17 protein-coding genes are annotated in these 23,885 nt (G+C 52.0%); 7 read left to right on the forward strand and 10 right to left on the reverse strand.

Features of this window, described 5'->3' with window-relative positions; translation table 11 throughout:
* Positions 1–357 precede the first annotated feature (357 nt).
* Complete coding sequence (locus tag OCT58_RS06910; protein WP_267202148.1) at positions 358–564, forward strand: hypothetical protein; 207 nt, start codon at positions 358–360, stop codon at positions 562–564.
* 116 nt (positions 565–680) lie between these two features.
* Here OCT58_RS06910 and OCT58_RS06915 read toward each other — a convergent pair whose 3' ends face one another.
* The 4 genes from OCT58_RS06915 to OCT58_RS06930 all read right to left on the reverse strand — a co-directional run bounded on the left by OCT58_RS06915 (position 681) and on the right by OCT58_RS06930 (position 6,480).
* On the reverse strand, positions 681–1,952 hold the full coding sequence (locus OCT58_RS06915) for an MFS transporter (RefSeq protein ID WP_267202149.1): 1,272 nt from the start codon (positions 1,950–1,952) through the stop codon (positions 681–683).
* 269 nt (positions 1,953–2,221) lie between these two features.
* Positions 2,222–3,652 (reverse strand): C69 family dipeptidase, encoded by a 1,431-nt coding sequence (locus OCT58_RS06920; protein ID WP_267202150.1) that lies wholly within the window; start codon positions 3,650–3,652, stop codon positions 2,222–2,224.
* Positions 3,653–3,750: 98 nt separating this feature from the next.
* Positions 3,751–5,112, reverse strand: coding sequence for an APC family permease (locus OCT58_RS06925; RefSeq protein ID WP_267202151.1), 1,362 nt, complete (start codon positions 5,110–5,112; stop codon positions 3,751–3,753).
* Positions 5,113–5,127: 15 nt separating this feature from the next.
* Complete coding sequence (locus OCT58_RS06930; RefSeq protein WP_438361118.1) at positions 5,128–6,480, reverse strand: APC family permease; 1,353 nt, start codon at positions 6,478–6,480, stop codon at positions 5,128–5,130.
* A gap of 183 nt (positions 6,481–6,663) precedes the next feature.
* Here OCT58_RS06930 and OCT58_RS06935 point away from each other — a divergent pair, with 183 nt between their 5' ends.
* The 3 genes from OCT58_RS06935 to OCT58_RS06945 are packed head-to-tail and all read left to right on the forward strand — an operon-like array spanning position 6,664 to position 9,529.
* Entirely contained in the window at positions 6,664–7,956 is a 1,293-nt protein-coding gene (locus tag OCT58_RS06935; protein WP_267202153.1) for an alkaline phosphatase family protein, read from the forward strand.
* Positions 7,957–7,965: 9 nt separating this feature from the next.
* On the forward strand, positions 7,966–9,228 hold the full coding sequence (locus tag OCT58_RS06940; RefSeq protein ID WP_267202154.1) for an MFS transporter: 1,263 nt from the start codon (positions 7,966–7,968) through the stop codon (positions 9,226–9,228).
* Positions 9,221–9,529 (forward strand): MGMT family protein, encoded by a 309-nt coding sequence (locus tag OCT58_RS06945; RefSeq protein ID WP_267202155.1) that lies wholly within the window; start codon positions 9,221–9,223, stop codon positions 9,527–9,529. Before OCT58_RS06940 ends, OCT58_RS06945 begins: the two co-directional genes overlap by 8 nt.
* 71 nt (positions 9,530–9,600) lie before the next feature.
* On the opposite strand, the gene OCT58_RS06950 is transcribed toward OCT58_RS06945, so the two are convergent.
* The 6 genes from OCT58_RS06950 to OCT58_RS06975 form a co-directional block, all read right to left on the reverse strand.
* Positions 9,601–10,164 (reverse strand): phosphoribosyltransferase family protein, encoded by a 564-nt coding sequence (locus OCT58_RS06950; RefSeq protein ID WP_267202156.1) that lies wholly within the window; start codon positions 10,162–10,164, stop codon positions 9,601–9,603.
* A gap of 310 nt (positions 10,165–10,474) precedes the next feature.
* Positions 10,475–11,668, reverse strand: coding sequence for an MFS transporter (locus OCT58_RS06955; RefSeq protein WP_267202163.1), 1,194 nt, complete (start codon positions 11,666–11,668; stop codon positions 10,475–10,477).
* Between the two features lie 185 nt (positions 11,669–11,853).
* The gene (thrS, locus tag OCT58_RS06960) at positions 11,854–13,662 is read right to left on the reverse strand and encodes a threonine--tRNA ligase (RefSeq protein ID WP_267202157.1); all 1,809 of its coding nucleotides are present in this window, start codon (positions 13,660–13,662) and stop codon (positions 11,854–11,856) included.
* 324 nt (positions 13,663–13,986) lie between these two features.
* On the reverse strand, positions 13,987–14,697 hold the full coding sequence (locus OCT58_RS06965) for a hypothetical protein (protein ID WP_267202158.1): 711 nt from the start codon (positions 14,695–14,697) through the stop codon (positions 13,987–13,989).
* Between the two features lie 118 nt (positions 14,698–14,815).
* Positions 14,816–16,423: an Nramp family divalent metal transporter gene (locus OCT58_RS06970; protein WP_267202159.1), complete on the reverse strand. Its 1,608-nt coding sequence runs from the start codon at positions 16,421–16,423 to the stop codon at positions 14,816–14,818.
* Between the two features lie 243 nt (positions 16,424–16,666).
* Complete coding sequence (locus tag OCT58_RS06975) at positions 16,667–19,582, reverse strand: LTA synthase family protein (protein ID WP_267202160.1); 2,916 nt, start codon at positions 19,580–19,582, stop codon at positions 16,667–16,669.
* Positions 19,583–19,739: 157 nt separating this feature from the next.
* Between OCT58_RS06975 and OCT58_RS06980 the strand changes: the two genes are divergently transcribed.
* The 3 genes from OCT58_RS06980 to OCT58_RS06990 all read left to right on the forward strand — a co-directional run bounded on the left by OCT58_RS06980 (position 19,740) and on the right by OCT58_RS06990 (position 23,593).
* On the forward strand, positions 19,740–20,810 hold the full coding sequence (locus OCT58_RS06980; protein ID WP_267202164.1) for an ABC transporter permease: 1,071 nt from the start codon (positions 19,740–19,742) through the stop codon (positions 20,808–20,810).
* 13 nt (positions 20,811–20,823) lie between these two features.
* Complete coding sequence (locus tag OCT58_RS06985; RefSeq protein ID WP_267202161.1) at positions 20,824–21,495, forward strand: ABC transporter ATP-binding protein; 672 nt, start codon at positions 20,824–20,826, stop codon at positions 21,493–21,495.
* A gap of 118 nt (positions 21,496–21,613) precedes the next feature.
* Entirely contained in the window at positions 21,614–23,593 is a 1,980-nt protein-coding gene (locus OCT58_RS06990; RefSeq protein ID WP_267202162.1) for an ABC transporter ATP-binding protein/permease, read from the forward strand.
* Positions 23,594–23,885: the final 292 nt, after the last annotated feature.

Consider the following 23,885-nt stretch of genomic DNA (forward strand, 5'->3'; position numbering starts at 1 on the left):
ATGATAAAATAGTGGTGCTCATCAAGGTCCTTCTTTCTAATGGATTGTACGGTAACACCATTAAAGACCTTGATGGGTTTTTCTGTCCACTTAAATGTTCAACTTAAATTTTACAATCTGCCGATGGTTAAAATTTTAAAAAATAATCAGATTAGTGATGAGCAAATCGAGCGTGATTTGATGAGTAACTACGGTCTTTCACGGCAAGAAGCACAAAAATACATGAAATAAACTTTAGAGGGCAGCCGTGAAAAGGGATCACGGCTGCCTTGTTGATTAGTATTAGTAAGAATGCATAACGACGCATAAGGAAAAACGAAGCAAGTCAAGCACGATCCGGAAAGGTGGCAGAACTTTATGAAGTACGAGTTAGATTTGATGGATGCCCGGAATGAGGGACTTGAACAAGGCATTGAACAAGGCCGCGACGAGCAGCAAGCCAAGGACATTATTTTGATGGTTAAAATTTTAAAAAATAATCAGATTAGTGATGAGCAAATCGAGCGTGATTTAATGAGTAACTACGGTCTTTCACGGCAAGAAGCACAAAAATACATGAAATAAACTTTCAGGGTGACAGTTGTGAGCTGCATTTCTCACAGTTCAAAACCAGGTGAATGAAAAGAGCCTCGTCGCTGAATTTTTTCAGCAACGGGGCTCAACTATTTGTTCTGATTTAATTAATCTTTGGCAAGCGGCTGACCTTCAACGTCGACGTCATCCTTCTTCAGGATGAAGAGGGCGTAGATCCCGGCAATCAGGGTGATCCCGGAGATTACCAGGAAGGTGTGGCTGTAGCCGATGTGGTCACGCAGGTTACCAAGTGGGGTCGAGAAGATGATCTGACCAACCTGAGCGGCAATCTGGTAACCGACCATGTAGAGGGTTGCGGAAACCTTGGTATCAAAGTGCAGGGTGAAGTAACGGAAGAGGCCAAGAGCGAAGCAGGCCGTTTCAGGGGCGTGGAGCAGCTTAATGCAGGAAACGCCGACTGGGTTGGTAACCAGGCCACAGCCCCCAATCCGGATAACCATGATGGTGATCCCGACCAAGAGGGTCTTCCGCACCCCGATCTTCTTCATCAGCCATGGAACACAGGCCATCATGATGGCTTCCAGGAAGACTTCGACGGAGTTCAGAACCCCGTACATCTGCTGACCGAGGGCCTTGGTTGCGAAGAATTGGGTGAAGAATTGTGGGAACATCTGCTGGTCGAAGACGGTGTAGAACGTCCAGGAGAAGATGATGTAGATGATGATCTGCCAGAGGGCCTTCATCTTGAAGACGCCGAAGATTTCCTTCAGGGAAGCGGTACTGCTTTCCTTGGCGTTTTCAACCTTGTTTTCGTAGGTGTCGATCGCCTTGGCGTTCTTTTCGGGGTGAACGAAGACAAGCAGGAGGAAGAGCAGCAGGGCAATTCCGGATGAGAGCCAGAAGACCAGGTATGGGCTAACGGTGAAGAGGAAGCCGGCCAGCAGTGCGGAAACCGCGTAACCGAATGAACCCCATGACCGTGCCTGGCCGTACTCGAAGCCGTAGCGCCGACTGATCCGCTCCGTGACGGCTTCAAAGGTTGGTGAAGCGGCCAGGAAGGCGAATGACAGGTAGAGGGAACCAAGGAAGGTCCCGAGATAGAAGTTACTGTGGAGCAGTGGTGCGTAGATCCAGGTGAAGAATGGGCCGAGCAGCATTTCCATGACGGCACAGAAGATCAGGAGGTGCCGCTTCAAGCCGAGCCGGTCTTGGATAGCACCGTAGACGAACATCAGGACCAGGGTGATGGCGGAGTTGAAAGAGTAAATCGTCCCAACTTGGGCCCCAGAGAAGTGCAGGGTGTTGGTCAGCCAGATCTGGAAGAAGGACCACCAGATTCCCCAGGCGGTAAAGAATAAGAGAATGTTTAGCGAGTCAAACCGATAAAAAGGGTTTTTGAATAAGCTGTGCTTTTTCATTAGTGTGCATCCTTTCGTCAGAATTAGCGGAGAGATTTCTTAAAAAGATAATTGCTTTACGGTTTGGATTGTAAGCGGTTTTTCTCCAGATGTCAAACGTTTATCAAAAATTCTTAAATAAAAAAGTCCGCGAAGGCGTTTTCCTCCCGAACTCTACTTAATTTAGTGAAGATATTAGACAAAAAGCTTCGATAAGCCAAAAGAACAGTCAACAAGTCGCGGGTCCGATTTTTTACCCGGCTTGTCAACTGTTCTCCAGTAATTTATTTTTATAAGTTTGGATCCATCTTGAAGGTCAATTCGGAGAGCTCCGTGCCGTCCGTCAGGAGCTTAAAAAGCAGCTTCTTGGTCTTCTTGTGATAGTGCTTGGCGATCTTGTGGTTTTGCCCGGTTAGGTAAGTGGTCAGCTTGGCGCCATCTAGCTGGCTGGCTTTGGCATCAACCGCGGCGATCTTACGCCGGGCCCATTCATTGAGCTCTTGCTGGAAGTCCTCGTCGTCCTCGGCAAACTCGCTGTAGTGGCTTTCGACCACCATGGCGAGGGCCTCGTTCAGCCAGAAGGCGTTCTTCAGCTTCATCGTCTTCGGGAACTTCCGGTAGGAGGCATCAGTGTCATCGGCATTGGCGAAGAATGGCGTATAGGCACAGAACGATGGCACTCCGAATTCAACCCACTGGATTGCGGCGTGCTTCGGGTCGACGGTGTTCCGCATCTGCAGGATGTGGGACTGAGCGGTCCGGGAGAGTGAAATTGCCCGGTAGACCTTCTTGTCGTGTTCGCTGCCCTCGCCGAGCGGATCGTACTTGGTTTCGTTGTAGTGCGACTTTAACAGGTACTGAATATCTTCGAGGGAAATCTTACGTTCCGGCTTGCGGATGAATGGCATGTCGGGGGACTCCGGCGTTTGTCCGGCGCTTGCTAGCGGGCTCAGGTAGCGCTGGGCGAACCAAACCCGTGGCGTGTTGTAGTGATGATCCTTCTTGGTGTTGGTGCCGAAGATGTGGCGGAAGTTCCACTGATCGTCGTCCGGGTTCAGATTGTGCTCGTCGACAAATTCCCGGATGCCGTCGGACCACATGTAGTTGTCTGGGTCGTTAAAGTCGATTTGCTCGATGGCAATTTGGTTAGCGGCCACCGCGTAGCAGTCGTCCGGAATGCGGACAGCAACCCAGTGGTGCCCCGTGGCGATTTCCATGTACCAGACGGAATTGCGGTCGATGAACTGAACGCCATTGCCCTCGGCAGAACCGTATTCGGCGACCAATTCACCCAGACGCTGGACCCCTTCCCGGGCAGAATGAATGTAAGGCAGGACCAGGGTGGTCATTGAGTCCTCAGCCAGACCGTTTTTGATGTGGGGATCATAGGCCAAGACCCGATCGTTGGCATAGACGCTCTCGGTCGCACTTTCACCAACGTTGGCCGAGTTGAAGCCGTCCTCTTCGTTTGGACCAGCCGATTGATCGACGGATGGGGTGGCGGTGTAGCGCAGACCGCTCTCCGGCAGCGGGACCGTCAGCTTGTTGTAGGCTGAAACGTAGGTGGCGTGGCGGTCGTGGACGGCGGGTTGGACCAGGAAGCGCTTGGGCTCAATCGCCTTGACCCGGTCCTCATTCCGGGAGATGAAGGTCGAACCATCAATTGTGGCGAGTTTGCCGACCATAATGGAGGTACAGGCCGAATTTCGATAACGTGTCATAGATAACCATTTCCTTTCTATAATTTCCAAACGTTCTAACTCTATTCTACTCTTTTTGGGATTAAAAAATGCACGATCAGGGTTGATCGTGCATAAACTTAATCTTCAGTAAAGTTGAATTCGTCGGCGTGCCGCAGGGAGTAGCTAAAGTAGACGATCAGGCCGAGGACAATCCAAATCAGGTAGGTCAGCCAGGCCTTGACCGAGATGCTGACGAGCAGGACCAGGCAAATCAAGATTGACAGAACCGGTAGGATTTTCCCGTACGGAACGACGAACGGCCGCTTCAGTTCTGGATAACGATAGCGCAGGATGATCACGATCAGCGAGATCAGCATGAAGACCATTAACGAACCGATGTTGGCAATCAGCGCCAGGTAGTGCAGGTCGAATTCACCGGCGAAGACAGCTGAAGCGAGCCCGACCAGCCAGATGGCCCGGTTGGGGCTCTGCGTCTTGGAATTAACGGTAGCGAGGCCCTTCGGCAGGAAGCGGCTGCGGCTCATGGACTTGAGGATATTGGAACCGGCGTAGATAAACGCAAAGACCACCGCCATGATGCCAAGTACGGCCCCCAGTGAGACAATCTCGGCGACGACATCGTGGCCCTGACTCAGCAGGACGTAGGACATCGCCTCAGAAACATTGAGCTTCTTGTAGGGCAGCACCCCGGTCATCACCAGGCTGACCAGGATGTAGAGGGCGGTCGAAATGGTCAGGCAGAGTACGATGGCCCGGGGAATCGTGTGGCCGACATCTTTGGCATCCTCGGCCGAGGTCGCCAGGGCATCGAAGCCCAGAAACGAGAAGAAGACGGCCGAAGCACCGGTAAAGATCCCCTTGTAGCCATAAGGCAGGAAGGGGTGCCAGTTAGCCGGATTGACGTGCCAGACGCTGACGACGATGAAGAGTAGGATGATGAAGAGCTTGACACCGACCAGGAAGTTGTTGACCCACTTACTTTCGCTGGTCCCCCGGGTCAAAACGATCGTCATCAAAATGATCATCAGGACCGCCGGCAGGTTGACGTAGCCCCCGGCCGCCGGATTGACGAGGAACTGGTGGGGAAGCTTAATCCCAAGAACCTCCAGGAACGATTGGACGTAGCCGGTCCAACCATTGGCTACGGTGGCCGTTGTGGTGACGTAGACCCCGATCAGCGTCCAGCCGGCGAGGAAGGCGACAAACTTACCGATTGCGACCCAGGCGTAGAAAAAGGCACTCCCGGAGTTGGGCAGGCTGGTTGTCAATTCGGCATAGCAGAGACCGATCAGCCCGCTGGCGAGGGCGGCGATCAGAAAGGAAAAAACAATTCCCGGGCCGGAATCCTCGGCCGCCACGATCCCGGTCAGGACCAGAATCCCGGTCCCGATAATGGCCCCGATCCCGAGAATGGTGAGGTCAAAGAGGCCGAGCGTTTTCTCGTGTTCAGTTTTTTGCAAATTGGGACTATTTTTCATAAAAGTGAATCTCCCTTAAATTTGGCGAATGCGGTGGTGAGCTTGCTGATAGTGATAAATTGGCACGCCTGCTAAGGTAATCAGGACACCGATCAGGGTGATCGTCGGTTGGGTGAAGAGCGTCGTCAAAATGATGAAGGCACCACCCAGCATGGCGATGATGGGCACCAGCGGAAAACCGGGGACCTTGTATGGCCGTGAAAGATCGGGTTCTCGCCGGCGCAAAATAAAGACTGCGGCAAAGCAGAGCATGTAGAAGAACCAAATGACAACCACCAGCATGTTGGTGATGGTGTCAAAGGTCCCGGACAGAATCATCAGGACCGCCACGATGAACTGCAGGCAGCCACCGACCCAGGGCACGCCGCCCCGGTTGAGTGCCCGGAAAGCACGCGCAAACGGCAGGTAGCCGAGGTAGCCCATCACGTAGGGAACCCGAATCCCGGTCATTGTAAAGCCGTTCAGGGCCCCGTAAACCGAAATCATGATTCCGATTGTAATAATTTTACCACCAAGGGGACCGAAAACAATATGGGCCACCCGGGAAGAGATATTCAGGTTGGCCGCCACGGTGCCTAGCGGGGCCACGTAAAGAAAGGCGAGGTTGATCAGTAAGTAAACAATGGTGACCAGACCGAGCCCCAGGAAAATGGCGCGGGGCAGGTGTTTTTGAGGATTTTTCATCTCCCCCGCCATTGTTCCGACATGAATCCAACCGTCGTAGGCAAACATCGTCGCCAAGAGGCCGCTGCCAAGGGCGGTAAAGAGGTGCTGGCCGGGACCAGGAGCAACTGGGAAGAGGCGGAACTGGGGATCCCCGGGGTGGAAGAAGCCGAGGACAACGATCGCGACGACCGGGATCAGCTTGACCACCAGGGCGATCGAGGAGACCATCCCCCCAGCCTGGGCGCTGATGAAGTTGGTCAATAAGACGAGGAGGGTGACACAGATACCAACGAGGGGCAGCCAGCTGTCGCTAAGACCAAAGAGGTCAACAAATTGGGTGGCAAAGGCAATTGCGGCCGCAGCCCACTGGGCGGGAAAGTAAATTAACGATTGGGCCCAGCCGGCCAAAAAGCCCCAGAAGCTTCCGTAGGCCTTGCCAATGTAAAGAGTCAGTCCGCCAGTTTGGGGATAGGCCGCTGCTAACTCCGCCGCCGTCAAACCGGCACAGATAGTGATAATCCCGGCAAGCAACCAGGTGAAGGTCGCCAGGCTAACGGACCCGGTTGCCTTGGTAACGGCGGGAACCTTGAAAAAGATTCCTGAGCCGATGACGGTTCCGGTAACGGTCGAGAGGGCCGCGAAGAATCCCAGTGACCGGGTTGGTTGCTGCTGTGACAAAATGTCCACTCCTTTTAAACGCATTTTCGTAAATTTGTCGATGAAATCGGCAGAAAATTCAAAGTAACTCTTCTATTATAGTTATTCTGTCGACAAAATAATAGCCAAAAGCAGTGAATTGTGCATTATGGTTAACACGGAGCGGAAAATAATCGTAAAATAGAGGGTATCTAGTTATTAAAAATTAGCAGAAAGCTGGTTAAGACCATGACCCAAAAGAAATTAGTCGTTATTTCCCTTGATTCATTGGGCTTTCGAGACCTCAATGAATTGCGGGATTTGGTTCCCAATATTTCCCGGGTAATAAATCGGGGAACCTGGGTGAAGCGGGTCCGGGGAATTTTTCCAACGCTGACCTACCCATCCCACACCTCCATCATCACTGGCCAATACCCGGCCGTACACGGGATCGTCAACAACACCAAGCTCCAGCCGCGGCGCCTGTCACCGGACTGGTACTGGTACCGTAAGGATGTCAAAGCAATGCCACTGTACGACGTTGCCCACCAAGCCGGGCTGACCACCGCAGCTTTCCTCTGGCCTGTGACGGCGGGCAGTCAGATTGACTACAACCTGGCGGAAATCTTTCCCAATCGAATCTGGACTAACCAGGTGCTGGTTTCACTGAAGGCCAGTTCGCCCTACTTTCTGATCCAGATGAATCACCGCTATGGCAAGCTGCGTCACGGGATTAAGCAGCCTTGGCTGGATGATTTCATCACGGCCTGTGCAGTCGATACCCTGGAAAATAAGCAGCCGGACCTGACCCTGATTCACCTGGTTGACATGGACAGCATGCGTCATCGCTACGGCGTCCGGTCGTCCCAGGCTAAAGAAGCCTTGCAGCGTCTTGATGGCCGGGTGGCCCGTATCATTGCCGCAACGAAGCAGGCGGGGACCTTTGATCAAACCAACTTTGTCCTGCTGGGGGACCACTACCAGATCAACGTTTCCAAGATGATCCACCTCAACATGCTCTTTGCCCAGCACGGCTGGCTGTCGCCACTGGCGGGAAAGACGACCTACCGCGACAACTGGCAGGTGACCGCCAAGACCTGTGACGGCGAAACCTACGTTTACACCCGGGACAACGTCAATCTCGGCCAGCTAAAGCAGCTGATTGCCGGGGTCGAGGGGGTTGAACACATTTATGACGGGGCAGAACCTGTCAAGCTTGGCGCCGATCCGCAGTGTACCTTCCTAATTGAGGCCAAACCGGGCTACTACTTTACCGATGAGGTTAACCGGCCGGCAATTGTAGAGGACGTTGATCCGAAAACGCTCGGCACTCATGACCGTTACCATGGCGTTCACGGCTACGGGCCGAACCAGCCGAACTACTTCACCACGGCTGTTTTTGCTGGCCCCGATATCAAGGCCGGTGCAACGGTGGCCGGCGCGCACCTGGTCGATGAGGGGCCGACCTTTGCCCGTCTGCTCGGTCTGCACTACCCGGCCCCCACTGCTGGTCAGCCGATTGACGGAATTTTCAGAAAGTAAGGTGTTTTCGTGAAGTTTACTAAGCAACAATGGCAGTGGATCTTCTATGACTGGGCCAATTCCGGCTACGGGATCCTGGTGGTGACGGCGGTCCTGCCGGTCTACTTCAAGGCGGTTGCCCAGCAGTCTGGCGTCAGCAGCGCCGATTCCACCGCGTACTGGGGTTATGCCAATAGTTTCGGCACCCTGGTAGTTTCCCTTTTGGCGCCGTTGCTGGGGGCACTGGCGGACTACCCGAATGCTAAGCGCCGGTGGCTCAACACCTTTACCTGGCCGGCTATCATTTTGACGCTGGGCCTGGCGCTGGTGCCGACCCAGCATTGGCAGTGGCTGCTGGTCCTCTTCATCTTGTCAATCATCGGTTATTCGGGCGGGAATCTTTTCTACGATAGCTTTTTGACTGACGTGGCGGACAATCACCAGATGGATCTCGTCTCGTCCACCGGTTACGGAATGGGCTACCTGGGCGGGGTGATTGCCTTCATCGTCTTTCTGGCGGCCCAGTTGACCAACGGCTTCGGCGGGCTCCTCGACAGTTACGGGATCGGCAAGTTTAGCTTCGTTATCGCGGCGGTCTGGTGGGTCATCTTTGGCTGGCCGCTGCTCCGTCATGGCCAGCAGCAGTACAGCGTGGCGGCAGTTGATAATCCGCTGAAGGACAGCTTTCGCCGCTTGGCCCAAACCTTCCGGCACATTCGCCAATACCGGCAAATTTCCTGGTTTTTGATTGCCTACTTCTTCTACATCGACGGGGTCGACACCATCTTCACCATGGCGACCTCGATTGGGAAGGACATGGGGGTCAATACGACCATGCTGATGCTGGTTCTGCTGGTTGTGCAACTGATTGCCTTTCCGTTTTCGCTCTTCTACGGCTGGTATGCCCGGCGAACCTCGAACCGGACAGCTCTTTTGACCGGAATCGTGGTCTACCTTTTCATTTGCCTGTACGCTCTGCGGTTGAAGACAATGATTGACTTCTGGTTTCTGGCGATCCTAATCGGGACCAGCCAGGGTGGCATCCAGGCGCTGAGCCGGTCTTACTTTGGCCAGCTCGTGCCGAAGGAATCCAGCAGCGAATTCTTTGGTTTCTACAACATCCTCGGCAAGTTTTCGGCAATCCTCGGCCCGGTGATCGTCGGGGTTGTCACCCAGCGGACCGGCAAGTCAACAATTGGTGCCGCCTCGCTGGGGATCCTCTTTTTAGCGGGCTTGGTAATCTTCCTGCTGTTGCCGCGGCTGAGCCGGAAGGGGGTAAACGCAGGTGACTAAAATCGATGACCAGTTCATGCGTGCGGTTCTAAACATCGTCGACATTATTCCCATGGGGCGGGTCGCCACCTATGGGCAGATTGCCCGCATCATTGGTCGGCCCCGGAACGCCCGCCTGGTCGGCAAGGCCCTGGGCAAGTCGGGTGGCTACGGCAAGCATCCCTGCCACCGGGTTGTAACGGCGACCGGCCGATTGGTGCCCGGCTGGGTTGACCAGCGTCCGATGCTGCTGGCGGAGAACGTCCCTTTTAAAGACGAGACCCATGTCGATATTAAAAAATGCCACTGGCAGGGGATCTGACAGTGACATTACATAGTTGTAACGTGGTAAAAAGTGAGTTCCTAGTGTCCAGCTACGGAATTCGCTTTTTATTATGCCTTGATGGTGCCGTCGAGATTGAAGAGTGGCAGTTTGGCAAGAAAAATGATGTCGTCGCGCTTGGCGGCGTCACCCTCGGTCAGGATGGCGACCTTGCCCACAACCTGGCTGCCGGCCTTCTCTAAGAGGGTAGCAGCCGAGTGGATGGAGCTACCGGTGCTGATGACGTCATCAACGAGGAGCACCTTCTTTCCCCGCAACTGCTGGGCGTCCTGGCCATCGAGGACCAGTTCTTGCTCCTGCTTGGTCGTGATTGAATTGACCGACTGTTCCAGCGGGTTTCGCATGTAGCCCTTGACCGACTTGCGGATGACGAAGGAGCGGGGGTGCTTCGTGATGAGGCTGAGATCATGGGCGAAGGGAATTCCCTTACTTTCCACCGTCACGATGTAGTCGAACTGGGTCGGCAGCTTCGGCTGAATTAGTTTAGCAGCGGTCCGGGATAGCTCATCGTCCCCGAGCAAGACAAAGGAAGCAATGGCCGTGTCGGTGCTGATCGGAATGATCGGCAGCTTGCGCGTCAGTGAGCCGAGTTTTAATTGATAGTAATTAGTCATTTTTTTCTCTCCTTGAAGACCAAACAGTGGCAAAACGACCTTCATTGCTCGATTGCCATGATCCCCTGGAAAATCCCGTAGAGGACGTCGCCGAGTAGTGCATATAATTCTCATAAACACGAATGATTGCAATTAATAGCAAAGTATTGTTTACTTTCAACTCGATAATACAAAGAAAAATTCACAAAATCAAATGCTATTTTGGAATATTCTAAAATAATGGTGGATTCTAAAATAATGTTCGCATTTTACAAAAAATAATAAAAACGCGGGGCTATCTTTTGCTCCGCGTTTGATAAATTAATGCTAGTTAGCCCAGTTTTTCCGGTTCGCCGATCGCAAAGTGGGCGCTGAGGGCTACGACGACGAAAATCACGGCCATTGCGGTGACGCCGGCCCAGCCGAAGTGCGACCAGGCGTCGATGCCGGTTAGGGTCCCGATTGAACCACCGAAGAAGTAGGAGAACATGAAGATTGAATTGTTCCGGCTATTCTCGGTTCGACTGAGCGACTGGATGATCGCTTGGTTGGTGACCTGGCTGAATTGGGTACTCAGGTCAAGGACGATGATGCCGATGACCAGGGCCGCCATTGAATGCTGGAAGGCGCCGAAGATCAGGTAGGATACGATAGCCAGGATGATGCTCGTCACGATGTTTTGCTTTGGCGAGTAAAGATTAACCATCCGCCCAATGAAGGGGGCCGCGAAGATCGCGACAATTCCCAGCAGGCCCATGCTGCCCGCGACGGCCGACCCGTAGTGGAAACGACTCATCAAGAGGAAGGCCAGCGTTGACCAGAAGAGGTTGGCCAGGCCGAACATGGCAAAGCCGTTGACGGCCGAACTGCGCAGGTAACGATACTTCTTAAGCAGCTTGGGCAGGGAGGCCAGCAGCTGACCCAGCGAGATGTCTTGCCCATGCTCGCGCGGATCGTTCGGGACCCACTGGTGAATTAAGATCAGCAGCAGAAAGTTGAGGGCGGCGGCGATCAGGTAGACCATGTGCCAGCCGAGGGCGGCGGCAATCAGGCCGCTAAAGGTTCGGGCGAAGAGGATCCCGGTCAGCATTCCAGAGATCATGACGCCCAGGATCGGCCTCTGTTTTTTGAGGGGCGTCAGGTAGGCAACGTAGGGAATGATGATCTGGCCGCCGACTGAGGTTAGCCCGATCAGGACAGAAGCTAGGGCAAAAATGACCGGGCTCGGGGCCCAACTCGCCAGCAGCAGTGAGCAGATTGAGATGGCCTCCATTATCTGCAGGAAGCGGTAGCGGTTGAACATGTCGCCGAGTGGCACCACCAGCAGGAGTCCGAGGGCGTAACTAACCTGGGTCAGCATCGCAATCACGGCGGTCTGGGACTGCTTGATCTGGTAGCTGACGGTGATCACGTTTTCGATCGGCTGGATGTAGAACATGCTGGCGACGATCACCCCGACGCAGGTCGCCAGAAAGATCACCTTGTAGCGCGGCAATTCAATATAGTTATCATTCAATTTTTTCACCCCATTAATAATTAGCATCATCAGTTTACGTCTGTAAACATTAATTTGCAAGGATGTTATTGAACGAGGATACCATGAGGCATGATTTCGGGCGGAAAGCATGCCTCATTTTTTTGAATAGAGAATAAAAAAAGATCGCTCAAAAGCAAGTGTGCTTCCAAGCGATCAAAGGTTAAATTTGCAAATTAGTTTTCTTCACGGGAGTAGGATGCGATATCAGCGAGGATTTCATTCATGAAGGCATCCTGGCTCATTTCGTTTTGGGCCTTTTCACCGTACTTCCGCACGGAAACGCCATTGCCCTTCATTTCGTCGTCACCGACAACCAGGGTGTATGGAACCTTTTGGGTCTGGGCTTCACGAATCTTGTAGCCCATCTTTTCATTCCGGTGGTCAACAACGACCCGGATGTTGGCAGCCTTCAGCTTCTTGGCGAAGTCATCGGCGTAGGCACCGTGAGCGTCTTCGTTAACCGGGATGATGTGGACTTGTTCAGGAGCCAGCCAGGTTGGGAAGGCACCCTTGTAGATTTCAGTCAGGTAGGCGATGAACCGTTCCATGGTGCCGACAACCCCACGGTGGATCATCACTGGCATGTGTTCCTTACCGTCGTTACCAACGTAGGTCAGGCCGAAGCGGTCAGGCAGCATGAAGTCCAGCTGAATGGTGGACATGGTTTCGTCATTGCCCAGGGCAGTCTTGGTCTGGATATCCAGCTTTGGACCGTAGAAGGCAGCTTCCCCTTCAGCTTCGTAGTAGTCGAGGTTCAGGTCGTCCATGGCAGCCTTCAAGAGGGCCTGAGAACGTTCCCACATTTCGTCGTTAGCGTAGTACTTCTTGGTGTTCTTCGGGTCACGCAGGGAGAGCCGGAAGCTGTAGTCGGTGATGTCGAAGTCCTTGTAGACGGACATGATCAGCTTCAGGATCTTGGCGAATTCGGACCGGATCTGGTCGAGGGCAACGAAGGTGTGGCCGTCGTTTAAGGTCATTTCACGAACCCGCTGCAGACCGGAGAGGGCACCGGACTTTTCGTAACGGTGCATCATCCCAAGTTCGGCAATCCGCAGTGGCAGATCACGGTAGGACCGGATGTGGTGCTTGTAAATCTGGATGTGGCTTGGGCAGTTCATTGGCCGCAGTTCCAGCATTTCGCCGTCACCCATGTCCATTGGTGGGAACATGTCATCACGGTAGTGTTCCCAGTGACCGGAAGTCTTGTAGGCGTCCAGGTTCATCAGCACTGGGGTGTAAACGTGCTTGTAGCCATCGGCAACTTCCCGGTCGATGATGTAACGTTCGATCGTCCGCCGAATCGTGGCACCTTTTGGCATCCAGTATGGCAGGCCGGCGCCGACCTTTGGATCAACGAAGAAGAGATCGAGCTGGTTCCCGATTACCCGGTGGTCACGTTCGCGGGCTTCCTGGCGCTTCTTCAGGTCGTCGGCCAGGTCGTCCTTCTTGAAGAAGACGGTCCCGTACAGCCGCTGCAGCATTGGGTTGGAGGACATACCCTTCCAGTAGGCACCGGCAACGGAAAGCAGCTGGATGTTCTTCACAACGTCACCGTAAACCAGGACGTCTTGGTCAGCAACGGTCTTAACGTCGCCGAGTTGGTACATGGCAACCTTGCCGTCCTTAGCGGCTTCCTTGATCAGGGCGTTGGAGTACTGGTCGTCGCCCGCTTCGGCCAGGGCATCGTCCAGGTTCATTTCGACGAACTCAACCTTGGCGTCGTCCTTAGCCAGCTTCTTGATTGCGTCTTGCAGTGCTGGCAATTCGTCGACGGAAACCTGTTGGTCGTCCTTATCGGAATCAACGTGGAAACCGTCTTCATCGGCAACGACTTCACCGAGCCGAATACCCTTGAATTCCTGTTGTAATGCGGCCTTGAGCATCAGTGCGGATAACTTCCGCAGGGCCTGTAAACTTTCTTTTGAATCACGATCGATCTTTTCAACGGATCCATCTGGTGACATAACTGCAACTTGAGCCATATGTATCTCTCCCTTATAAAAATTAAAAACGTCCCTAGCACCTACATCAGTAAGCGCTAGGGACGTTAATTATCAATAGTTAGCGTGGTTCCACCCATCTTCAGGACACACTAATAGCGTCCTCTCCATGGTGTGGTAACGGACACGACCCGACCAGCCTTATCTCGGCCGATAATCTTAACAAGGTGGTACAACAATGCCAACAACTCTACGGTACTTCCAGCCTAGGTACCGACTCCCTGTTAGAGGATCAACAATGTGCATATCCTTCGATTGCTTTTGATTATAGCACGCTTTTGGTCCTTCGCAAGGGCTAATTAAAAATTATTTTTGGCCTGTTGCAGTATTTCCGCCCTGTTGACTATTCGGCTGGCTCGAAATGGTGCCCGTCGATTGGGACGACTGGTGGTTGTTATTGTTGTTATTAGTAGATGACTGCTGATTAGTGTTGTTTTGCGGCTGCTGTGAAGTCGTCGTGGAACTTGAGTTTTGCCGGGTATTAGTGTTCTCAGTTGTCGACGTACTGTGCTGACTTGGCTGACTGGTTGAGGCCCGGTTGGTGCTTGGCGTCGTCGTGGAGTAGGTATCGGAAACGTCGTCATTCGTGTCGTAGTCCTCGCTGCTGGACGACTTATGACTCTTGTGCTTCTTCTTGTGACTGCTACTACTGCTATGCTTCTTCTTGGAGCTAGTGGAAACCGTCGTCTCATTGTCGTTGCTGGTATTGACCGGGTTTTGTTGTTTGACCATGAAGACGATGATCATGACCAGTAAGATTGCTAAGAGAATTGATAGCAGAACCTTAAAGGTCCGGTGGCCGCCGCGCTTTTTAGGTTTTTTAGGACGGGGAGCCTTGTGGGCTGCCTTGCTAGCCTGATTATTGGTGCTGGCGTAGCGGCGCTTATCTTCTTGTTCCTTGCGTTTTAAATTATCAAAAATTGATGAGCGCTTCTTTTTCTTGGTGCCGGGTTTGGGGGTGTCGTAGAGCTCCACCCGGGTCAGGCGTTTTTTGTTTTGATCTTGGTCGTTGTTCAATGTGTTCACCTCATATAGAACAATTAAATTACTACAGGACAATATTATATCATGATCTAGCAATTTTAAAACGCCAAAGGAGGATTGGCAATCAGCCAATCCTCCTTAGTTCAATTTCTTAATCTTTCTTATAACCCTTCATACTTGATTCATGCTGACCAAAGCCGTTCCCTTCGGCGGCAAAGCGCTTGTCACCGCGGTAGAGTTCGACACAGGTCCAAATCAGTAAGGCCAGGATGATCACGATCGTGGCGTAGGCCAGGATGTCCGCAGTCCCCTTGGACCAAACACCAAAGCCTTCGTAGGTGGAAGGGAGGTTATAGAGGTTCAGGAAGGTCAGCGCAATGACGGACAGCCAACCACAGAATTTGACCCAACCACGGTTCTTAAATTCACCCATTTCAACCTCGCTGTTAGTCATCATCAGCAGTGGCAGCATCGAGAATGGCAGGGCAAATGCCAGGAAGACCTGCGAATTTTCCATCAGCATGTTCAAAGCAGAGTGTTGCTGGATTTCTGATTCACCGCTGGTCAAAGCAACACAGAGTAACACTGGAACAACGGAGATCAACCGGGTTACCAGCCGCCGGGCCCAGAGTGGCATCTTCATGTGGACGAATCCTTCCATGATCACCTGACCGGTCAGGGTCCCAGTGATAGTGGAGTTCTGCCCAGACGCCAGCAATGCCACGGCAAACAGGGTTGAGAGAATCCCAGACTTAGCAACCGCAATTAAAATTGGGTTGGAAAGCATCGATGTATTGTTTAATGCCTCGTAAAGGCCGAAGAAGGAACTGTCCTTGACGGCACCGTACTTGAAAACGGCAACCCCCATGATCAGCAGCAGTGAGTTGACGATGAAGGCCAGGGACAGCTGAATGTTAGAGTCCCAGGTCGTGAACCGCACCGTCTGGCGAATGCTGTCGAGATCATTATGATCGATCTTCCGCGTCTGAGAAATTGCGGAGTGCAAGTAGAGGTTGTGTGGCATGACGGTGGCCCCAATGATCCCAAGGGAACCGCTCAGTGGGGTGATGCCACCGATGTTAGGACTTTGGGCGATGGCCTTAGTTGATGGCAACAGTCCCATAAATGCAGCTCCCCAATCTGGGTTAGATAAGGCTACTTGGTAAGCAAAGACAAACAGAATGACTAGAATTAAGCAGGCAACGATGGCTTCGATCTTCCGGAACCCGATCTTCGTCAATAAGAGCAGTACTAAAACATCCAAAACCGTAATAAAAACGGACGGAATTAATGGAATATGGAAGAGCAGGTTCAGGGCAATCGCCGCCCCGATAACTTCAGCAATATCGGTTGCCATGATGGCAAATTCTGTCATGATCCAAAGAACAATCCCTAATGCTTTGCCGGTCCGTGCCCGAATTGCCTGAGCGAGGTCCATTTGACTCACGATCCCGAGTTTAGCCGCCATGTATTGAAGCAACATCGCAATCAAACTTGAAATCAAGATGGTAGTCATTAGGGTGTATTGGAAGCTTTGTCCACCGGTGATTGAGGTCGACCAGTTACCAGGGTCCATGTACCCAACGGCAACCAGTGCACCAGGACCAGAGTAGGCAAATAATGTTCGCCAGAATCCCTTTCCCTTGGGAACTTCAACGGTACCATTAATTTCTTCTAGAGACTTCCCGTTAGCATACTCAATCAAGCGGTGCTTACGGTGCTGATTTTTTGTGTTATCCACGCCAAATCCACCTTTCATCTTATTTTGTTAACTCGGTTGACAACCAAAATTAACTTAATTCGAATACTTTGTTAGGCTAACATAAAAATTTATGCAATGCAACTGAAAATTGCCGATATGACGGCCTTTAGCGGACTAAGCAAGTGGCGGAAATGGTGACGGTTGACGGGTGGAAAACGGTTACGAAATGGTCTTAAACAAATTTTAAAAATATTTTAGGCAATTAAAAAGCACCCGTCAAAAAGAACGGATGCTAAATGATTATTTCATCATTTTGGTCTTCAGTAAGTAATGGTGGCCAGCCGTGATGTCGTATTGGACCAGCTGGTAGTCGTGCCAGAGTTTCTTTTGGTGCTTGGTGAATGAACTGTATGTAACCACCCTGCCCCGCTGGTTGACGTACTCCGGTGCCGAGTTGAAACTGTTCGTCCCGTTTTGCTGGGTACTCAGCGCGTAGGCCGGCAGCTGATGGTAGAGCTTGGTCAGCATGGCCTGGTAAGGGGTGACCTTGGCGTTTGTCTGCTCGGCAACCATGGCGGTGAAGTCGTTCGGTGCCACATAATGAGTGGAACGAGTCAGCCGCTTGGCCCCCTGACGCTGGGCGGCCGGGTTGGAATAGATGAAGTAGTCGGTCTCGTGTAATTTAAGGCCGTCCCTCTTCATGCTGTTGCGGTAAATACCGGGCAGGTGGTCCCCATAGAAGACCAGGGTGATTGGCCGGTTGATTCGGTCGATCTGCTTGATAAACTTAGTGACCGCCTTGTCGGTGTAATGAATGCCGACTGCGTAGTTGGCAACCTGCTTTGGATCCGTGCCGTTGCCGACCGTGGCCTTGAAGTAGTCGGTTTTGCTGTCCTTATAAAGGTTGTTGTATGGCAGGTGATTTTGCATCGTGACCAGGTTGATGAATTGCGGTCCGTGGTGGGCGTTAAGCTGGTCGAGCGTATTCGCGTAGGCCGTCTCGTCCGACATATAGGTATTGTTGTCGATCGTCTTTTGGTGGCGAATTGGGTACTTTTTACTGCCAAGGTAGGAGAACTTCTTGAAGCCAAACTTCGGGTAATCGGTTCCCCGGTCATAGAATTTCTTGGAGTAAGGGTGGATCGCCGCGGCGTAATTGAAGCTTTGAACGATCGTCGGGTTGTGCTTGAGGAACGGTACCAACTGGGTGTACGGCGTCGAAAGGGTCTGAGCGAAGTTGCACATTGCAAAGCCGGTCAGGGTCATGTACTCCATGTCGGCCGTTCCGCCACCGTAACCAGAGCTGATCATGATGCCGGACGTGGTCTGCTTCTTGATGTGCTGAATCCGTGGAATCGGGTTGTGCCGCAGGGAAACACCTGGGACCCGGGTTGGATTAGCAAAGCTTTCACTCAGGTTGAAGATCACCGTTTGATCTTTTAATTGAGTAGTCCGGTGGGCATTGATCTTCTTAGCGGCCTGGGCATATTCCCGACTGATCCGGGTCATCGCGGCCTTGGAGTAGACCTGGGGCTTTTCCATGATTGTGATGTCGACGTTGTTTAGGAATTGGACGGTCGGACCGTTCTGCTTGGCACCGACAGCCTGGTGGATGAAGTGTGGTTGATCGTCAAAGCCAATCATCAGCGTTTGCATCCGTGAGTTGTGGTGGTTCCAGAAATTAGAGCTGCCAAAAGCACAGACGGCGAGGACCAGCCAGAAGATCCGCCACGGCCAGGACAAGCGTTGGGCACGGCGCCACCGTTCGAGAAGGATAATGGCGACAATGACGGCGATGATGCCGATGCCCGCATAGATAAGCAGGTGGTAATCGATCATCTTGAGCAGGCTGTCGAGGTCGTCGATCATTGCCAGTTCGGACGGCAGAATTGGTTCGTTACGCAGATCCATCTTCTGAATATTAGCGACGATCCAAATGGCGTTGAAGAGTCCGGTGAGCAACAGAGCGAGCCAGTAACGATTGGTTAGCGCCTGGAGGGCTTTAAAGGTCAGAAAAATCAGCACTAGGGTGACCCAGAGCATTGATTGTTTAACGAAGTGGGATTGGTTGCCCATGTAATAAAGCGACAGATTGGCGAAGACGTAGGCCGTCGCCAGGGCCAGCCAGGTCGGCCATCGGGAAGCAAACCACCGGCCAAGCTGGCGGCCGAGCTGCTGCAATTGCCGATCGGCTGTCAGGGAATGATCGACTGCCCAAAGTCGGTCAATGCGCTGGCTGATGTGCCACGGTTCCTGTAGCTTCTCGGCTAGGACGGGACCGTAGCCGGCCAAAAATAGGCCGAGCACGGCAAAAACCACGAGAATCAATCCGCGAAGTGCCGGTGAGGCTGTCTCGGCAGCTACACGGGCGCATTGCTTGATGACTACCTGATCACCAAGTAGGATGGCCAATCCTAATAGGAAGAAGTGCGGCCGGGGCAGCTGACTCACAAAGCGGGTCAGTGGCTGCCGAAGCAGGAGAAAGCAACCAAGTGCAACCAGAACCATGGTGAAGGAGGTCGGAACGGTAAAACGCCCCGCGGTGACCATCGTTTTATGCACCTGGAAGGAGGCGTTGGGCATCATGGCTACCAAGAGGATGTTGGTAACCAACGCCACGCCTAGCCACTTAGCGATAGTGCGACGCGCAAACGGCCGACTGGCGCCAAGGCAGCCGAGTGCCATTACTAGGAGGTAAAAGGTAACGGAATTCCCTTTGAGCAGGCCGAAAGCATCCCGATTAAAGAGCGTCGTCGTGATTAGCGGTAGGAATAGTAGTGCCATCCAAACTGTTGCAGTCGACTGGACTCTTTCTCGTAACCATGGCAGGGTGACGGTGCCGATGATCATGGCGGTGGCGCCAGGAGCGAGGTCGCGACTGATTGGCAACAAGCTGTTATACAAATTGTGATAGTCAAAGCGGTTGAAGCCCAGCCATTCGACCAATAAGATTGCAAGGGCCAGTCCGACCGTGTAGAGCCACATTTTGACTGCAACGGCGAAGGAGTGTTGCTGGCGACTGAGGATATCGCCGCTGACTAATAAACAAAGTAAAAAACAAATGATTGTCAGGCTGTGGCCAAATTGTAGTCCCACCATTGACCAGTCATTGGCCCGGGAGTAAGGGAAACCCAATTGGGGCAGCCAAAGAATAGCATTGATAACCCAGCCGATCGTTAAGAGAGTCAGGGGCCACCAAGCGCGAAGGTGTTTCATATTTAAAATCTCCTCAATTTATCAATCCACTGGATTAGTATACCGCAGATTGGGAGAATGGCGAACAAACAAAGTTGACACGATGTCACCGTACAGCTTATAATCTATTAGTGACACGATGTCACTTTTTGAAATTTAGAGAAAGCAAGTGAGAAAAGTGTTTCTGGCACTAAAGGAAATCAAACATGAAAAGTTCCGCTACACCCTGATCGCGATCATGATCATGATGATCAGCTATCTGATGTTTATTCTGATGGGCTTGATGCTAGGCCTGGCCAACGAAAACAAGGCTGCCATCAATTCCTGGAGAACACAGACGGTCTTCTTAAATCAAAATGCGAACGGCAGCCTAAATCAGTCGATGATCACCAGCCCGCAACTTTCCCGGAAATTAAACCGTCATGAGGCATTAATCGGTCAGGCCTCGGTTGTCCTGACACGAGCAACGGGTGGGCACAAGGATAAACAAAATGCTCAGCTGATCGGCCTAGATGCCCAGCAGTTCATTGCTAAAAAGCGTCTGCAACTAGTAGCGGGGCGCCAAACAAAAAATGACCACGAAATTGTGGTGGACCAGGGCCTCAGTACTCAGGGCTACCACCTTGGCGATCAGGTCCGTTTGAATGGTAACGGTCAGGGCTTTAAGATCGTGGGTTTTGTCAAAAATGCCAAGCTTAGCGTTGCTCCAGTGATCTACACTAGCCTGGCAAACTGGCGAAAATTACGCGGGGTTAATTCAACTGTGCTTGCCAGTGGGATTGTGGCGGATCAAAACGTCAAGGGGAGTGCTTTCCCGAAGCTAAGTCGGCTGACCGTTAGCCAGTTTATCAATAAGCTGCCTGGCTACACAGCCCAGAATAACACCTTTACCTTTATGATTGCCTTTTTGATGGTGATTTCCCTGGTGATTATCGCAGTCTTCCTCTACATCTTGACGATGCAAAAGATGGCTAACTATGCCGTACTCCGGGCGCAAGGGATCCCTGCTCGGCACCTGGTCAACGCGACTTTAGCCCAGGCGGCGCTTTTAATGCTCTGCGGGGTCGTTGGTGGGGTTATCTTTACCTGGATTACCCAATTACTGATGCCAACGACGGTACCGATCTTGATGAGCTGGCCGGCAATTGGCGGAATTGGGCTGGCATTAATTGCCCTGGGAATGGTCGGGGCTTTGCTGCCAGTTAGAATGATCCTTAAGATTGATCCAATCGCGGCGTTAAATAACTGAAAGGAACGGTAAAATGACGGCAATTAAATTAAGAAATGTCAATAAGGCCTTTGGCACGGGGCTCAGTCGGGTCACGGTTTTACAAGATGTCAGCTTTAGTGCCGACCTGGGCGAGTTGAACCTCATTCTTGGGCCATCAGGATCGGGGAAGAGTACTCTCTTAACGATCATTGGTGGATTGCAAACACCGGATAGCGGAGTGGTTCTCATCGATGGGCAAGACCTGGCCGAGCAATCGCCAAAACAGCGGGATCAGTTACGCTTGACAACGATTGGTTTTGTTTTGCAATCCTACAATCTCCTGCCCTACCTCAATGTGGCGGATCAATTTAAGCTGGTGGATCGGGTTAAAAAGCGAGGTAATCTCACCCCGGCAGAATTGAGCACGCTCCTTAAAGAGCTAGGGATTGACCAACTTTTGGATCACTACCCGGGCGAGCTTTCCGGGGGGCAGAACCAGCGGGTGGCCCTGGCCCGAGCGCTTTACGCCAATCCACAAATTGTTCTGGCTGACGAACCAACCGCGGCCCTGGACAGTGAGCGGGTGAAAGTAGTTGGGCGCTTGTTGCGGGAAATGGCTGCAACGCACAATAAGGCGGTAATTGTAGTTACTCATGACCTGCGTTTACAGGAGTTTGCCGATCACACCTATCAACTATTGGATGGTCGTCTTCGGGCTGAATAATTATTTCCCGGGAAATTAGACTAATAATTCTTAAAAAGCTGTTCTGGTCGGTGCATCGGGTGATAGGGAATTGCTATAATTAAATCAGTTCGACAAACAAGAGTTAAAGGAGGAAATGATGGCTTTTTTAGAATTAAAAGATATCCATAAGTCATACTACCTGGATAAGCAGGCCTTCCCGGTTTTAAACGGCATCAGCCTGCGCTTTGATCGGGGTGAATTTGTTTCGATCCTCGGTGAGTCCGGTGGTGGGAAATCAACTTTGATGAACATTATCGGTGGCTTGGATCGGAACTTTACAGGGGAAGTGCTGGTTAACGGGCAGCTGCTTGACCATCACAAGGAAAAGCAATTGGATAATTACCGCCGCTCGACGGTCGGATACATTTATCAATCCTACAATTTGATTTCTCACCTGACCGTTTTGGATAATGTCTTAATTGCTCTTGACATGACCGATTTGGATCGGGACGCTCGCAAGCAGCGGGCACTCCAACTGCTTGACAAGGTGGGACTGGCCGACCAGGTCGACAAGCACCCGAACCACCTCTCCGGGGGCCAGAAGCAGCGGGTGGCGATCGCCCGGGCATTGGCCAGCGACCCACAGATTATTATTGCCGACGAACCAACCGGGGCCCTGGATTCGCAGAACACGCAAGAAGTACTGTCCCTGCTTGACGATATTGCAAGGGACGGCAAGCTCGTGATTGCCGTGACCCACTCCCAAGAGGTTGCCGACCACGGGACCCGGATTGTCCATCTGGCGGACGGTAAGATTGATGGGGACAAGCAGCTCCGGCCGACCTATCCACTGCCAGAACATCCCACCCATATTGCGGCCCGGGTCCTGCCCGCCTCGGCAAGTTACCGAACAGCCTTTAAGCATCTGATGTACAATTTTTGGCGCAACTCGCTGATCATGTTGGGCACGGCGATCGGGATCTTCGCGGTGATTCTGTTTAGCGGTCTGGGCAACGGAATTAACGGCTATATTCAGGACCAGGTTAACAGTCTGGCCAATCCACGGGCGGTGACTGTCTTTCGCAACGTCAGCGGGAAAAAGATGAGCCAGGACCAGCTCCGGTCGTCGATGCAAAACATGTCGGCCGACCCACAGTCGATGTTCATTAGCCAGCACAACATTGACCGTCTGAAGAAAATGAAGGGTGTTTCGACGGTTGAACCCGGGGTAATGGTACCGGGCTTCCGCCTTTCTTACAAGCAATTGCAGCAGAGCGGGACCAACCTCACTACCTGGAACCACTCCATCACGACCAATTCGATCAAGAAAGGTCATCATCCGGGGAACAACGAGATCCTGCTGACTAAGCAGCAGGCGATTCAGCTGACTAGTGCTAAAAAGTACCGGCAGTTGATCGGCAAAAAGGTTCACCTGTCGTTTACCTGGGTTGATCAAGCAGGCAAACCGGTTCAAATCGCCGGTGACGTTCGGGTGAGCGGGATTGCGGACGGAGCCAGTGCCGCTACCGCGCTGAACGCGAAAACAATGAAGAACCTGTTGAAGTCCGGGGGCGGAACCACCACCGCCAACTATGCCGCCGTCATTGTGAAGAACCTCGATCAGGTCAAAACGGTTGCCAATCAAATCGACAACATGCGTGATTCTAATAATAAACGGTTGCTGGGGGCCATCACTGTTGGCTCCGTCCTCAAGACAGTTAATACTTATGTTCACTTGGCTTCCACCATCTTGGCGGCCATTGCCGGAATTTCACTGCTGGTTTCCGCGCTGATGATCATCGTAACGATGTATATGTCGGTTTCCGAGCGAACTAAAGAAATTGGAATCTTACGTGCCCTGGGCGAGCGGAAACAAGATATCCGGCGGCTCTTCACTTCCGAATCCATTTTGATCGGGCTCTTTTCCGCAGTGCTGGCGGTTGTGTTGGCTTTGGTTGTGACCCTGATCCTCAACCACGCCCTCTACGGCATGATTAAATACAACATTGTGCAAATCACCGCGGGCAACATTATTTTTGCTTTCGTGATTGCCATTGTTATTTCATTCATTGCGGCGCTCCTGCCGGCACGGCGAGCGGCCAAACTGAATCCAATTGATGCCTTAGCGGCAGATTAAACAAAAAGCATTCCGATGGGATCAACCAAGACTCTATCGGAATGCTTTTATTTATTAGTCATCCAATGATAAAAAGTATAATAAGTATATGCGCGAATTAAAATTTAATTAGGCTTACCAAAATAGTTGTATAATAAGTAAGGAGGTGATCAATGATTATCAAATAAATGGTAGATTATAGAATGAAGTTAGCCACCTAATTGGTGGTAAATGCAAAAACGCCATTCGGCGTGACATCAGGTATCATATTAAGTGAATCAAACCTATATGAAAGGATGTCCGTCAAATGACG

This window comes from Limosilactobacillus kribbianus, from assembly GCF_026413145.1.
Lineage (GTDB): Bacteria > Bacillota > Bacilli > Lactobacillales > Lactobacillaceae > Limosilactobacillus > Limosilactobacillus kribbianus.